The organism is Amycolatopsis sp. AA4 (assembly GCF_002796545.1).
Classification (GTDB): Bacteria; Actinomycetota; Actinomycetes; order Mycobacteriales; family Pseudonocardiaceae; genus Amycolatopsis.
Genome location: NZ_CP024894.1, coordinates 3,244,732 through 3,258,245, shown reverse-complemented (window position 1 = coordinate 3,258,245; position 13,514 = coordinate 3,244,732). Strand labels below are relative to the sequence as shown.

Sequence of the window (13,514 nt, the reverse complement as noted above, 5' to 3'; positions counted from 1 at the left end):
GGAGGACTTGTCATGACCGAGACCGTCGGCGACTACCTGCTTTCGCGACTGCGTGACTGGGGCGTGGAACAGGTGTTCGCGTACCCCGGGGACGGGATCAACGGTCTCGTCGCCTCCTTCGGCAAGGCGGACAACCAGCCGCGCTTCGTCCAGGCCCGGCACGAGGAGATGGCCGCGTTCTCCGCGGTCGGCTACGCGAAGTTCAGCGGGGCCGTCGGCGTGTGCATGGCGACGTCCGGGCCGGGCGCGATCCACCTGCTGAACGGGCTTTACGACGCGAAACTCGACCACGTGCCGGTCGTCGCGATCGTCGGGCAGACCGCGCGCACCGCGATGGGCGGCAGCTACCAGCAGGAAGTCGAACTCCAGGCGCTGTACCGGGATGTCGCGAACGAGTACTGCATCGAGGTGAACGTCGCCGAGCAGCTGCCCAACGCGCTCGACCGCGCGTTCCGCGTCGCGCAGGCCTCCCGCACGCCGACCGCGCTGATCATCCCCGCGGACCTGCAGGAAGAGCCGTACGAGCCGCCGCAGCACGCGTTCAAGATGATGCCGTCGAGCCCGCCCGGGACCGCGTGGCCGAATCCGGTGCCGCCCGAACCCGCGATCAGCGAGGCGGCCGACGTGCTCAACGCCGGCGAGAAGGTCGCGATACTCGTCGGACAGGGGGCCCGGCGCGCCGCCGACGAGGTGCAGCAGGTCGCCGACCTTACCGGGGCCGGAGTGGCGAAAGCCTTGCTGGGCAAGGACGTTCTCCCCGACGACCTGCCGTACGTGACCGGCGCGATCGGGTTGCTCGGCACCCGGCCGAGCTACGAGATGATGCGCGACTGCGACACGTTGCTGATCGTCGGCTCCAATTTCCCGTACAGCCAGTTCCTGCCGGAGTTCGGCCAGGCCCGCGCGGTGCAGATCGACCTCGACGGCCGGTTCATCGGCATGCGCTACCCCACCGAGGTCAACCTCGTCGGCGACGCCGCGGCGACCCTGCGCGCGCTGCTGCCGAAGCTGAACCGGAACGAAAACCGGTCGTGGCGCGAGAAAATCGAGAAGAACGTCGCCGACTGGTGGACGACGATGGACCAGCAGGCCGGGGTCGACGCCAAACCGGTCAATCCGATGCGGATCGTGCACGAGCTGTCGAAGCAGATCCCGGGCAACGCGATGGTCACCGCCGATTCCGGCTCGTCGACCAACTGGTACGCGCGCAATCTCCGGATCCGCGAAGGGATCCGCAGCACGCTGTCGGGCACGCTCGCGACGATGGGCCCCGGCGTGCCGTACGCGATCGGCGCGAAGTTCGCGCATCCCGACCGGCCGGCGATCGCGCTCGTCGGCGACGGCGCGATGCAGATGAACGGGATGGCCGAGCTGATCACCATCGCCCGCTACCACGGGTTGTGGACGGATCCGCGGTGCATCGTCTGCGTGTTCCACAACAACGACCTCAACCAGGTCACGTGGGAGCTGCGCGCGATGGGCGGCGCGCCGAAGTTCGAGGAGTCGCAATCGCTGCCGGACGTCGACTACGCCGGGTTCGCGCGCAGTGTCGGCCTCGAAGGCGTGAACGTCGACGACCCGGGCGATCTCGCTTCGGCCTGGCGGACCGCGTTCGCCGCGGACCGGCCGACGGTGCTGGACGTGCGCTGCGACGCCGAGGTCCCGCCGATTCCGCCGCACGCGACGTTCGAGCAGATGAAATCGGTGACCGAGTCCGTGCTCAAGGGCGATCCCGAAGCGTTCCACCTGATGTTCCAGGGTGCGAAGACGAAGCTGCAGGAGTTCCTGCCCGGACGGTCGCGGTGACCGTCGCCGCCCCGCACATCGAACGGATCGACGCGCGCGCCTACCGGGTGCCGACTCCTTCGCCGGAGGCCGACGGCACGCTCTCCTGGGACTCCACCACGCTGGTGGTGGCCCGGGTGCGGGCCGGCGGCGCCGACGGACTCGGCTGGACGTACGCCGATTTCTCCTGTGTCCCGCTGATCGAAGGCAAACTGGCCGCCGCAGTCGAGGGCAAACCGGTCCTGGACCCGCCCGCGTGCTGGATCGCGATGCAGCACGCGATCCGGAACCTCGGCCGCGCCGGACTGGTCTCTTGTGCACTGTCCGCTGTGGACATCGCGATCTGGGACGCCGCCGCGCGATTGCTCGATCTTCCGCTGAGCCGCCTGCTCGGCCGGGTGCACGACGAGGTCGACGTCTACGGCAGCGGCGGATTCACCTCGCAGGACGACGACGAACTGGTCGCGCAGCTGGACCATTGGGTCCGCGAACAGCGCATTCCCCGGGTGAAGATCAAGATCGGCGAGTCGTGGGGGTCCGCGGTCGCCCGCGACATCGGCCGGGTCCGGCTGGCACGCGAGACGATCGGGGACGACGCCGCGCTGTACGTGGACGCGAACGGCGGCTATTCGGTCGGCCGGGCCCGCCGGATCGCGGACACGTTGCGGGAGTTCGGCGTGACGTGGTTCGAGGAGCCGGTGTCCAGCGACGACCTGCCCGGACTTGCGCAGCTGCGCACGCCGGACGGACCGGACATCGCCGCCGGCGAGTACGGCTACGACCTGCCGTACTTCGCCCGGATGCTGCCCTCCGTCGACTGCATCCAGGTCGATGTGACTCGCTGCGGCGGGTACACGGAATGGCGTCGCGTCGCCGCGCTGGCCGCCGCGGCGAACCGGGAGGTTTCCGCGCACTGCGCGCCGAATCTGTCCGCGCACGCGGCGGCGGCGACCCCGAACTTCCGGCACATCGAATGGTTCGCCGATCACGACCGGATCGAACGGGAACTGTTCTACGGCGGCCTCGACCCGAGCGGCGGCCGGGTCGCCCCGTCGATGTCCACCGCCGGGCACGGGCTGCGCCTGCACGCCGACGCCGCGGCCGAATATGCGGTCAAGGAGGGCCGATGAGCACCGCTGAACTCCCCAATCCCGTGGTTCGCGTGCCGGAACCGGCCGAAATCGACGCCGAAGCCCTCGCCGCGGCTTTGCGCGAGCGGATCGAGGGCGAGGTCCGCTTCGACGACGGCAGCCGCGCCGCCTACTCCACCGACGCGTCCAATTTCCGCCAGGTCCCCATCGGCGTCGTCGTGCCGCGCTCCATCGACGACGGCGTCGAAGCACTCGCGGTAGCGTGGGAATTCGGCGCGCCGGTGCTCTCGCGCGGCGGAGGGACGAGCCTCGCGGGCCAGTGCACCAACACCGCCGTGGTGCTCGACTGGTCGAAGTACTGCTCCGAGCTGGAATCCGTCGACGCCGACAACCGAACCTGCGTCGTACAGCCGGGAATCGTTCTGGACGACCTCAACCGGCAGCTCGCCGACACCGGGCTCCGGTTCGGCCCCGAACCCGCCACGCACATGAACTGCACGCTCGGCGGCATGATCGGCAACAACTCCTGCGGCGCGACCGCCCAGCGCACCGGCAAGGTCGTGGACAACATCGTCCGCCTGGAAGTCCTGCTGGCGGACGGAACCCGGTTCTGGTGCGGCAAAACCAGCGACGCCGAGTACGCCGAAATCGAGCACCACGGAGACCGCCGCGCCGCGATCTACCGGCAGCTGCGCCGGTTGCGCGACGAGTACGCCGACGAGATCCGCCGCCGTTTCCCGGACATCCCGCGCCGCGTGTCCGGCTACAACCTCGACTCGCTGCTGCCCGAACACGGCTTCGACGTCGCGGGACTGCTGGTCGGCAGCGAATCGACGCTGGTCACCGTCCTGCGCGCGGAACTGAAGCTGGTGCCGGTGCTGCCGGAGCACGCGATGGTCGTGCTCGGCTACCCGGACATCGCGACCGCCGCCGACGCGGTGCCGGACATCCTGCCGCACGAACCGATCGCGCTCGAAGGCGTCGACCACCGGCTGCTCTACGACGAACGGCTGAAGAACCTCAACGAAAAAGCCCGCGAGGAACTGCCGCGCGGCCGGGCGTTCCTGATGGTCCAGTTCGGCGCGAAGACCCTTGCGGAGGCCGACAAACAAGCTCGCGGACTGCTCGACTCCGTCGAAGGCGCCGAGGTCGCTTTCCTCGACGATCCGGCCAAGGAAGCCGAACTCTGGCAGGTCCGGGAGGCCGGGCTGGGCGCGACCGCGCACGTCCCCGGCGAGCGCGACACCTTCGAGGGCTGGGAAGATTCCGCGGTGGCGCCGGAGAAACTCGGCGACTACCTCCGCCGGCTGGAAGCGCTGTACGAGGAATTCGGCTACGCGGACGAAACCGGGCCGAGCCTGTACGGCCACTTCGGACAGGGCTGCGTGCACACGCGGATCCCGTTCGACCTCTACACCTCGTCCGGCGTCGCGACCTACCGCAAGTTCATGGAGCGGGCCGCCGACCTGGTCGCGGAGTTCGGCGGCTCGTTTTCCGGCGAGCACGGCGACGGGCAGAGCCGCGGCGAACTGCTGCCGCGCATGTTCGGCAACGACCTGGTCACCGCTTTCGGCCAGCTGAAGGCGATCTTCGACCCCGCGGACCGGATGAATCCGGGCAAGGTCGTCGCGCCGTACGCGCTGGACGAAAACCTGCGGCTCGGCGGCTCGTGGTCCCCCGCCGAGCCGCAGGACCTCTACTTCCGCTTCCCGAACGACGGCGGCTCGTTCTCCCAGGCCGCCAACCGGTGCGTCGGCGTCGGCCGCTGCCGCCAGTCCACTTCGGACAACGGGGACGTGATGTGCCCGTCGTACCAGGTCACCGGCGAGGAGGAACACTCCACGCGCGGACGCGCCCGGTTGCTGTTCGAAATGCTCAACGGGCACCACGACAGCCCGATCTCCGACGGCTGGCGCTCCACCGAGGTCCGCGAGGCGCTCGACCTGTGCCTTTCCTGCAAGGGCTGCAAATCGGACTGTCCGGCCGATGTGGACATGGCGACCTACAAAGCGGAATTCCTCGCCCACCATTACGAAGGGCGCCCCTGGAAACGGCCGCGCTCGGACTTCAGCATGGGCTGGCTGCCGCTCGTCGCCCGGCTGGTGGGGAAAACCCGCACGGCTCGGCTGGTGAACCTGCTGACCAAAACCCGTCTCGCGACGCGGGCGGCCGGGGTCGAGGACCGGGAAATCCCCCGGTTCGCCCCGAAAACGCTGCCGCGGTGGTTCGCCCGGCATCAACCCGCCGGAACCGGCGCGCGCGGCACGGTGCTGTTGTGGCCGGACACCTTCACGTCGTACTTCCATCCGCACGTCGCCGAGGCTGCGGTGCGGGTGCTGGAAGACGCGGGGTGGCGGGTGACGCTGCCGGAACCGTCCGCGTGCTGCGGCCTGACCTGGATTTCCACTGGCCAGCTGGGAGTCGCGAAGCGGGTTCTCGCGCGTACCGTGCGGACGCTGGCCCCGCACCTTCGCGACGGCGGTCTCGTGCTCGGCCTGGAACCCAGCTGCACCGCGGTCTTCCGCTCCGACGCGGCCGAGCTGTTCCCCAGCGACCAGGACGTCCGGCGGCTTCGGGACCAGACGGTGACGCTCGCGGAGCTGCTCACCCGGCACTCCCCCGGGTACCGGCCGCCGCGGATTCCGGGGCACGCGCTCGCGCAGGTGCATTGCCACCAGCACGCGGTGCTGGGCTGGGACGCGGACCGCGAGCTGCTGGAGGCGGCCGGGGTGGACGTCGAAAAACTGGATTCCGGGTGCTGCGGTCTCGCCGGGAACTTCGGCTTCGAGCGCGGGCACCTGGAAGTCAGCAAGGCCTGCGCGGAACGGGTGCTGCTGCCCCGGGTGCGCCAGGCGGACCAGCGGACGGCCGTGCTGGCGGACGGGTTCAGCTGCCGGACCCAGCTGCACGAACTGGACAGCGGCGGGCGCGAGGGCATCCATCTCGCCGAACTGCTGGCAGCCGGTCTCGACTCGGAAGACCGCTGACCGTCCGTGAAGGGCTCCTTGAGGGAATCAGATTCCCTCAAGGAGCCCTTCACGGACGGCAACTCATCCGCCCGGCATGGTCTCCCCGCCCACCGCGGCCAGCACCTCGCCGCTGTAGTACGAAGACAGCCGGTTCGAAGCCAGGAACACATACGAGGGCGCGAGATCGTCCGGATGCGCCGCCCGCTGCATCGGGGCCTGCAATCCGAACTTCTCCACCTTCTCCGGCGGGAACGTGGACGGGATCAGCGGCGTCCACACCGGACCCGGCGCGACGCAGTTCACGCGGATTCCCCGGTCGGCCAAGGCCTGCGCCATCGCGTACGTCCACGCGTGGATCGCACCCTTGGTCGCCGAGTAGTCGATGAGGCTCTTGTTGCCGCGCAAGCCGTTCACCGAACCGGTGTTGATGATGACGTCCCCGTCGCCCAGATGCGGCAGCGCGGCGGCGGTCACCCGGAAGTAGCTGTGGAGATTCACGTCGAACGTGTGCATCCACTGCTCTTCGGTCAGGTCCTCAGGACGGTCGACCGGCCATTGCGTCGCCGCGTTGTTGACTAGGATGTCCAGTCCGTCCAATTCGGACAGAGTGCGCTCGACGATGTCCCGGCACTGTTTCGCCTCGGCGAGATCGCCGGGCAGCAGCACGCATTCCCGGCCCTCGGCGCGCACCCGGTCCGCGGTGTACTCGGCGTCCTCGTGCTCGTTGAGATAGGAGATCGCGACGTCCGCGCCCTCTTTCGCGAAGGCGATCGCCACCGCGCGGCCGATTCCGGAATCGCCGCCGGTGATCAGCGCGCGCTGTCCGGCCAGCAGGCCGCGGCCCTCGTAGTCGGCCATCGAATCGCGCGGCCGGGGGTCCATGTCGGCGGTGGTGCCCGGCGGGTCCTGCTGCTGCGGAGGTCGGATGCGGTCTGCCACGGGAATCCTCCCCGGAAAGTCGGTTCTGTTCCTTTCCGGCTACCCGCTGTGCCGCGGTTCAATCACAGAAGAGGCCGCGCAACCGTCCCCCTGCGACGGTTGCGCGGCCGTCAGCCCCCTGGCCCGCACTGCGCGTGCGCACCGGTTACCCCGGTCCGCACGCGGCAAACCCGGGGACTGTCAGTAATCGTGCGACAGGGCCTCGACCAGCACCCCGGTGTCCGGATTGGGCAGCGCACGGGCGACGTCCGCCTGTGCGACGACGCCGACCAGGTCGTGGCCGTCGATCACCGGCAGCCGGCGCACCCGGTGCTGCGACATGGTCTGCAGGATCTCGGCGACGTCGTCGTCCGCGCCGATCGTCACCGCTTCGCCCTGCGCCAGCTCGCCGGCGTGCACCGCGCGCGGGTCCTTGCCCTCGGCGATCACCTTCACGACGATGTCGCGGTCGGTCAGCATTCCCTTGAGCCGGTTGTCCTCGCCGCACACCGGCAGCGCGCCCAGCTGTTCGCGCGCCATCGTCCGCGCGGCGTCGTTCACCGTGTCGGACTCCCGCACGCAGACGGCGTTCGGAGTCATCAAATCGCGGGCAGTGGTCATGAGATCGTCTCCTTCCTCCCGGTCACTCCCCGGCTACCCACGTTCCCGGCCGTTACGCCTCCGCCAGCTGTTTCTCCTTCCCGTGCCCGGGTAACCGGAGGCGCGTGGAAGGAGCCGACATGCCCGAACCGTTCCCGTCCGACCCGGTCCGCGCGGAAGGGCCGCCGCTGGTCACGGCGGGCCGGTCCGGCGCGCCCCGGCTGGTCGTGCTCGACCCGGCCGGCGCGGCCAAACACGACGGCCTGCCCGCGACCTGGCGGCCGCTCGCCGAGGACCACGAGATCCTCTGGTACCGGATCCCGGTCGAGGGCGCGTGGCGCGAGGCCGCGGAAACCCTTGCCGCGCCGGAGGCCAGCGACCTCGTCACGAGCGGGCCGCTTGCCGCCGACGCGCTGCGGCTGGCCGCCGAGCACACCGGGTCGGTCCGGTCCGTCCTGCTCGTCGACCCGGCCGCCGAAGGCGTGCTCAGCCCCGGGGACGCCGCCGTCGCGGACGAAGCCTGGCTGGTCCGGCACGACGCCGAGATCGCCGCGCTGCGCGAGTCCGGCGTCGAAGTCGAAGTGCTCGCACACAGTTCCGACGATCCGGCCGACCAGGTGCCGAGCCCGCTGCCGCTGGGCCACGAGTGGGTGGTCGACGCGCTCCGCGAAGCCCTCGCCAGGCGGTGACCGGTTTCGCCGCTCAGGAGCCGGGTACGCCTCGAAAAGGAAGGGAGGAAGCCGTGCTGGAGGAAATGAACCGGACGCCCGCGCGCGAGAAGTCGACCGCGGACCTCGCGGCCGATCTGACCGCGTCCATCAAGCGCCTGCTCCAAGACGAATTCCGCTTGGCCATGGCCGAACTTCAGGCGAAGGGCAAGCGCTTCGGCATCGGAGCCGGGCTCGTCGGTTTCGCCGGCGTTCTGGCGCTCCTCGGCGGCGCGACCCTGATCGCCGCGGCGGTGCTCGCCCTGGCGCTGGTGCTCCCGGGCTGGCTCTCCGCCCTGATCATCGGGGGCGCGCTGCTGCTCATGGCGGGGCTCGCCGCGCTGGTCGGCGGCAAGGAAGCACGCCGCGCCGGGCCGATCGTGCCGGAGGAATCCGTCGAAAGGGTCCGCGAGGACGTCGAGACGATCAAGCACGGGGGCAGCCATGACCGATCGCAAAGTTGAGCAGGCCCGGGCGGACCGGGACGTGACGCGCGAGGAACTGGCCGAGGCGCTGGACGCGCTTTCGCAGAAGCTGGACGTCCGCACGCGGGCCGGCGAAAAGGTCGACGCGACCATAAACCGGGCCGCCGAGCAGGTCGAGAAGACCATCTCGGCACCCGCCGCGGAGAAGGTACGGGCGGGCGCGCAGGCCGTCCGGAGCAACCCGCTCCCGCTGTTCGCCGCGGTCTTCGGCGGGGTGTTCGTGCTCCGCTTCCTGATCCGCCGCCGGCACGCGCACCGGAAGCAGGGTGAGGCATGCTGACCGACCGGGAACAGCGTGCCCTGAACGAAATCGAACGCGGTTTGGCCGCCGCGGATCCGCGGCTCAGCGCCAAGCTGGCCCGCGGATCCGGGCGTCCGCACCGGAGCCGCTCCGCGCTGGAGGTGCTGGCGATCCTCACCAGCGTGGTGCTGGTCGCGACCGGAGTGTTCGACTCGCGGCCGGGCATGATCGTGGCCGGAGTGGTCGGGCTGGCGGTGCTCTTGGGCGGGCCGTTCGCGGTGCGGCACTGGAAAGCCGGGCCCGTTCGCTAGATCGGGCCGTTCGCTAGATCACTGTCAGGAAAGCGTCAACGACCGCCGCGGGAACGCGTCCCGGGGGCCAGCCTGAGCGGGTGACCGCGACTCTGTTCCGCCCGGAAACTTCGCACACCGCCGACCGGCACCGGCTTTCCGTCGTCGGCGGCCTCGCCGCCCTGTCCCTCGACGCGATGGCGTCGGTCGCTTACGGCCCTGAGGCGATCGTGCTCGTCCTAGCCGTCGCGGGCGGGACAGGGCTCGGCTTCACGCTGCCGGTCACGGTCGCGATCGCCGTCCTGCTCGCCGTGCTGACACTGTCGTATCGGCAGGTCATCGCCGCCTTTCCGGACGGTGGCGGGGCCTACGGCGTCAGCCGCGCCCAGCTCGGCCGCCGCGCGTCGCTCGTCGCCGCGGCGTCGCTGATCGTCGACTACGTGCTGAACGTCGCGGTCTCGGTCGCCGCCGGGGTCGCCGCGTTGACCTCGGCGTTTCCGGCGCTGCTGCCCTACCGGCTGTGGCTCTGCCTCGGCGTGCTCGCGCTGATCACTGCCATCAACCTGCGCGGCATCGCCGAAAGCGCGCGAGCGTTCATCGTGCCGACCGCGGTGTTCGTCGGCTCGATCCTCACCGTCGTCGTGGTCGGCCTGTTCCGCAGCACGCCCGCCGCGACGGTCGCCAGCGGCCATCTCCAGAACCTCCAGACTGTCGGAATCCTGTTTCTGCTCAAGGCTTTCGCCAACGGCTGTGCGGCGTTGACCGGTGTCGAAGCGATCGCCAACGCCGTCCCGTCCTTCCGCACACCGCGCGTGCGCCGGGCGCAGCGAGCGGAAGTCGCGCTCGGCGGACTGCTCGCGGTGATGCTGCTCGGGATCGCCGTGCTGATCGGGAAGTTCTCGATTCACCCGGTGGACGGCGTGACCGTGCTGTCGCAGGTGACCGCCGCGTCCCTCGGGAACGGTTTCGGTTACTACGTCGTGCAATTCTCCACCGTCGTCCTGCTGGCGCTGGCCGCGAACACGTCCTTCGGCGGACTTCCGGTGCTGGCCCAATTGCTCGCGAAACACCACAATCTTCCGCACGTTTTCGCGCTGCGCGCCGAACGCCAGGTGTACCGCTACGGTGTCGGTTTCCTCGCGCTCGCTTCGGCCTTGTTGCTGGTCCTCGCGAATGGCGACATGAACACCCTGGTGCCGTTGTTCGCGATCGGAGTGTTCGTCGGGTTCACGTTGTCGCAAACCGGAATGGTGCGGCATTGGTTCCGTTCCCGTCCGCGCGGCTGGCGCGGAAAAGCCGCGCTCAACGGTTTCGGCGCGCTGCTGACCGGACTCGCCGCGATCGTGGTCACCGCGACGAAGTTCGGCGAAGGCGGCTGGCTGATCGTCGTCGCGCTGCCGGTGCTCGTGCTGCTGATGGAATGGGTCCACCGCAATTACCGCCGCATCGGCGACCGCCTCGGACTCGGGCGCGTCCCGCCCCCGCCGCGCCCCAACCGGTCGCTGGTCGTCGTCCCGGTCCACGCGGTCTCCCGGCTGACCCGCGACGCGCTCGCCGCCGCGCTTTCGCTCGGCGAACACGTCGAGGCTGTCCACGTGACGCATCCCGAGGAGGAAGCGTCCGCGCGCGAGTTCGTCGAAGCGTGGGAACGGTGGCATCCGGACGTCCCGCTGGTCCAGGTGTACGACGAACGCCGCCGCCTCGGCGAGCCGATCGTGGAGCACCTTCGCCGGCACGACGGCTGCCATGTTTTCGTCCTGATCGCCGAAGTCGAACCGGAACACGTGTGGCAACGCGTCCTGCAGAACCGCCGCGGCGCGGTGCTGGCCCGGGTGCTGCGCCGCCGTTCCGACGCGGTCGTCTGCCGGATGCGTTTCCGGATCAGGGCTTAACGGCGCCCGTTTCCGCGGCGCCGCCGGCGAATTGCCCGGTAGTACTTTCGGCCGACGTCCGCAGGGCGAAAACCCGCCGAAAGGCGTGGGCCATCCCGGGGTTCTTTGCCTCGCCGCGGTTTCCGCGCCCAAGATCGTCTTAGGGTGGCGGTACTTGGTGATCTTGAAACCGGAATGAGGGGCCCATGCGAAAACGGACCAGGATTCTCGGCAGAACGCTCGCCGCGGCGGGCGCCCTCGCGGCGCTGACGGTGGCCACGGCCGTCCCGGCGACCGCGGCGCCGCAGGCGAAGGCGGCCGAGCCGACGTCGGTCGAGCAGGACATCGCGCAGCTCTACCAGGACGTCGAAGACCTCTACAACGGGCTGCCCGCGAACGCGCTGCGCGGCGTCGACCCGCTGTTCGACTCGCCGGTCAAGCGGCCGGGCCAGCAGGCGCACGCCGCACAGGGCCCCATCCCGGGCTGCACCGAAGGATCGCTGCTGACCTACGCGAACAAGCTCGCGTCCTCGCTGACCCCGACCGAAGGCAAGGCGCTCAGCGCGCTGAGCGCGATCGGCCAGCTCTACACCCAGGCTGTGGCCAGCGACAAGACGCCGCAGGTCTTCGGCACCGACGGCCAGTACACGCCGCGCGCCGGCGCGACGATCGACAAGCTGCGCGGGTTCTGGGACATCGAGAGCTGGAACATCCAGCTGGTCGCTTGGAAGGGCACCGACCTGGGCAGCCAGGAACGCACGACGCAGACGTTCAAGCTCGGCCTCGACCCGAAGCGGGCCGCCGCGGCGGGCGCGCTCGCGACCAAGGTGCTCTACGAGGTCCCGGCCCTGCAGGGCGGCCGCCACCCGCTGCTGACCCTGAACGCGTTCTCCGCCCCGGCCGACAGCCTCGGCGGCAAGCGCATCATGCTCGGCGACGGCCTGCTCGACGTGGTCAACCACCTCGGCTTCGACGACGTCTCGGTGGAAGCGGTCGTCGGCCACGAGTACGGCCACCAGGTCGACTTCGCGCACGACAACTACCCGCGCAACGAATCCGGCGAAATGGGCCCGGACGCCTACGGCGGCTACTTTGCCGCGCACGCCAAGGGCGAGGCGTACAACGCCCGCACGCAGCAGGAGGTCACCTACCTCGACGCCTCGATCGGCGACTGCTACCACAGCCACGGGACGCCTGACCAGCGCAAGGCCGCCAGCGCGTGGGGCGAGAAGCAGGCCGTGAACCAGAACAACCCGAACCGGATCATCCCGTCCGCGAAGATGATCGAGAAGTTCCAGAAGGAATACCCGAAGCTGATGCCGCCCGCCCCGGCGGCACTGGCCGCGGCGCACTGATCTCCGCCTTGGGCCCCGCCTTCCTTCGGGAGGCGGGGCCCCTTTCGCGTAATTCGACCCCGGTTCGCCGTCGCCGTCCGATAGGTTGACCCGCGTGGAGTTCGCGATCGCCGAGGACGAGGTGTGGTTCTCCGCTTTCGACGTCTTCCCCCGGACGGAAGCGACGCCGGGCGACGACTTCGTGCGGGGTATCGGGATCCCGCTCTCCGAAACCGAGGAACTCCACGTCAGCTGGGACGTGCGCCACCACAGCGTCCGGATCCGGTACCAGCGGGGGCCGGGTGTCGTCGTCGATGTCTTCCGCGAACTCGTGACCGTGCTGACGGTCGAGAGCCGCGAGACCGGGCCCGTCATCGCGATGGAGTACCGCGCGGAAGGCTGCGGCGGCAGGACGTGCGTGGAAACCCGGCCCGCCTTCTCCCTGACGGATGTCCTCCTTCAAACCTGACGGACCGCTGACCCGCCCGCGCGCCGTCGCGTTAGAACCTCTCACTCTTCCTATTGACGTTCACTGACGCCTGTCGATAGGGTTTCACCATAGTTAATGGTATTAACCGCAGAGGAGAGGCTCATGCGCGCCACCCACCGGACCAGTCTGCGGACAGCCCTGCTCGCGGTCCCGCTGACGATCGCCAGCGCCCTGAGCGCGGCCCCCGCCCATGCCGCCGCTTCCCCTGACTCCTTGACCTGCCAAGGAAAAGGCGTCGACACCGGCGCGAAAGCCCGCCACCGGGCCGAGATCCTCATCCACGCGCCGCTGCACACGATCCGGGGGCTTCAGACCGATGTCGAGGCCTGGACGTCCTGGCAGAAACCCGCCGCTCCGATGACCGTGCGACGCCTGGATCCCGGTCCGCTGCGCAGGCATTCGCGGTTCCGGGCGACCGTCCACGCGCCCACGAGCACGGTCGTCATCAGCTCCACCGTCCAGCAGCTCCAGCGCGGCAAATGCCTCCGCTGGACAGGCCCCGCCGACGGAACCGGGTACCACATCGACGGCGTCCACGTCTGGACCTTCCATCCCGTCCGCGGCGGGGTCCTCGTCCGCACCGAGGAAAGCCACTCCGGCCCGCAAGCCGACCCCGGCTCCGACATGGGCCTCGAAACCTGGCTCGCCGACCTCAAAACCGCTGCCGAAACCGGCCCGGCGTAGCGGCAATCACCGCATCCGGCGAACCAAGGCGCACGGCGTCAGGTCGACC

At 69.8% G+C, this 13,514-nt stretch carries 13 protein-coding genes; 11 read left to right on the top strand and 2 right to left on the bottom strand.

Translation table 11 applies throughout. From position 1 onward, the window contains the following. The first annotated feature begins 12 nt into the window (after positions 1-12). The 3 genes from CU254_RS15445 to CU254_RS15435 are packed head-to-tail and all read left to right on the top strand — an operon-like array spanning position 13 to position 5,863. Complete coding sequence (locus CU254_RS15445; RefSeq protein WP_009077220.1) at positions 13-1,806, top strand: thiamine pyrophosphate-requiring protein; 1,794 nt, start codon at positions 13-15, stop codon at positions 1,804-1,806. Next, a complete protein-coding gene (locus tag CU254_RS15440; RefSeq protein ID WP_009077218.1) occupies positions 1,803-2,915 on the top strand; it encodes an enolase C-terminal domain-like protein in 1,113 nt (370 codons plus the stop codon). The genes CU254_RS15445 and CU254_RS15440 overlap by 4 nt, the downstream gene beginning before the upstream one ends. Then, complete coding sequence (locus CU254_RS15435) at positions 2,912-5,863, top strand: FAD-binding and (Fe-S)-binding domain-containing protein (protein ID WP_037713749.1); 2,952 nt, start codon at positions 2,912-2,914, stop codon at positions 5,861-5,863. The genes CU254_RS15440 and CU254_RS15435 overlap by 4 nt, the downstream gene beginning before the upstream one ends. Positions 5,864-5,926: 63 nt before the next feature. Here the strand turns inward: CU254_RS15435 and CU254_RS15430 are convergent, their stop codons facing one another. Continuing rightward, a complete protein-coding gene (locus tag CU254_RS15430; RefSeq protein WP_009077215.1) occupies positions 5,927-6,784 on the bottom strand; it encodes an SDR family oxidoreductase in 858 nt (285 codons plus the stop codon). Between the two features lie 180 nt (positions 6,785-6,964). Beyond that, on the bottom strand, positions 6,965-7,384 hold the full coding sequence (locus tag CU254_RS15425) for a CBS domain-containing protein (protein ID WP_009077214.1): 420 nt from the start codon (positions 7,382-7,384) through the stop codon (positions 6,965-6,967). Positions 7,385-7,503: 119 nt separating this feature from the next. On the opposite strand from CU254_RS15425, the gene CU254_RS15420 reads away from it, so the two are divergent. From CU254_RS15420 to CU254_RS15385, 8 genes are all read left to right on the top strand, one after another. Next, complete coding sequence (locus tag CU254_RS15420) at positions 7,504-8,052, top strand: hypothetical protein (protein WP_009077212.1); 549 nt, start codon at positions 7,504-7,506, stop codon at positions 8,050-8,052. Positions 8,053-8,105: 53 nt separating this feature from the next. Further along, on the top strand, positions 8,106-8,534 hold the full coding sequence (locus CU254_RS15415) for a phage holin family protein (RefSeq protein ID WP_037713747.1): 429 nt from the start codon (positions 8,106-8,108) through the stop codon (positions 8,532-8,534). After that, the gene (locus CU254_RS15410; RefSeq protein WP_009077208.1) at positions 8,515-8,835 is read left to right on the top strand and encodes a DUF3618 domain-containing protein; all 321 of its coding nucleotides are present in this window, start codon (positions 8,515-8,517) and stop codon (positions 8,833-8,835) included. Before CU254_RS15415 ends, CU254_RS15410 begins: the two co-directional genes overlap by 20 nt. Further along, positions 8,829-9,107, top strand: a complete 279-nt coding sequence (locus tag CU254_RS15405; RefSeq protein ID WP_009077206.1) for a DUF3040 domain-containing protein — start codon at positions 8,829-8,831, stop codon at positions 9,105-9,107. Before CU254_RS15410 ends, CU254_RS15405 begins: the two co-directional genes overlap by 7 nt. An 80-nt stretch (positions 9,108-9,187) precedes the next feature. After that, positions 9,188-10,978, top strand: coding sequence for an APC family permease (locus tag CU254_RS15400; protein WP_009077205.1), 1,791 nt, complete (start codon positions 9,188-9,190; stop codon positions 10,976-10,978). A gap of 185 nt (positions 10,979-11,163) precedes the next feature. Further along, positions 11,164-12,312 carry a M48 family metalloprotease gene (locus CU254_RS15395; protein WP_009077203.1) on the top strand — a complete coding sequence of 383 codons (1,149 nt, stop codon included), beginning with the start codon at positions 11,164-11,166 and terminating at the stop codon, positions 12,310-12,312. Between the two features lie 94 nt (positions 12,313-12,406). After that, the gene (locus CU254_RS15390; RefSeq protein WP_100266795.1) at positions 12,407-12,760 is read left to right on the top strand and encodes a hypothetical protein; all 354 of its coding nucleotides are present in this window, start codon (positions 12,407-12,409) and stop codon (positions 12,758-12,760) included. 123 nt (positions 12,761-12,883) lie between these two features. After that, complete coding sequence (locus CU254_RS15385) at positions 12,884-13,465, top strand: SRPBCC family protein (RefSeq protein WP_009077199.1); 582 nt, start codon at positions 12,884-12,886, stop codon at positions 13,463-13,465. Positions 13,466-13,514 lie beyond the last annotated feature (49 nt).

What these genes read in the sequence shown, in the direction of transcription:
- CU254_RS15425 (WP_009077214.1), bottom strand. Translation starts at nt 7,384, where the DNA reads ATGACCACTGCCCGCGATTTGATGACTCCGAACGCCGTCTGCGTGCGG.
- CU254_RS15385 (WP_009077199.1), top strand. Translation starts at nt 12,884, where the DNA reads ATGCGCGCCACCCACCGGACCAGTCTGCGGACAGCCCTGCTCGCGGTC.
- CU254_RS15410 (WP_009077208.1), top strand. Translation starts at nt 8,515, where the DNA reads ATGACCGATCGCAAAGTTGAGCAGGCCCGGGCGGACCGGGACGTGACG.
- CU254_RS15405 (WP_009077206.1), top strand. Translation starts at nt 8,829, where the DNA reads ATGCTGACCGACCGGGAACAGCGTGCCCTGAACGAAATCGAACGCGGT.
- CU254_RS15435 (WP_037713749.1), top strand. Translation starts at nt 2,912, where the DNA reads ATGAGCACCGCTGAACTCCCCAATCCCGTGGTTCGCGTGCCGGAACCG.
- CU254_RS15420 (WP_009077212.1), top strand. Translation starts at nt 7,504, where the DNA reads ATGCCCGAACCGTTCCCGTCCGACCCGGTCCGCGCGGAAGGGCCGCCG.
- CU254_RS15445 (WP_009077220.1), top strand. Translation starts at nt 13, where the DNA reads ATGACCGAGACCGTCGGCGACTACCTGCTTTCGCGACTGCGTGACTGG.
- CU254_RS15395 (WP_009077203.1), top strand. Translation starts at nt 11,164, where the DNA reads ATGCGAAAACGGACCAGGATTCTCGGCAGAACGCTCGCCGCGGCGGGC.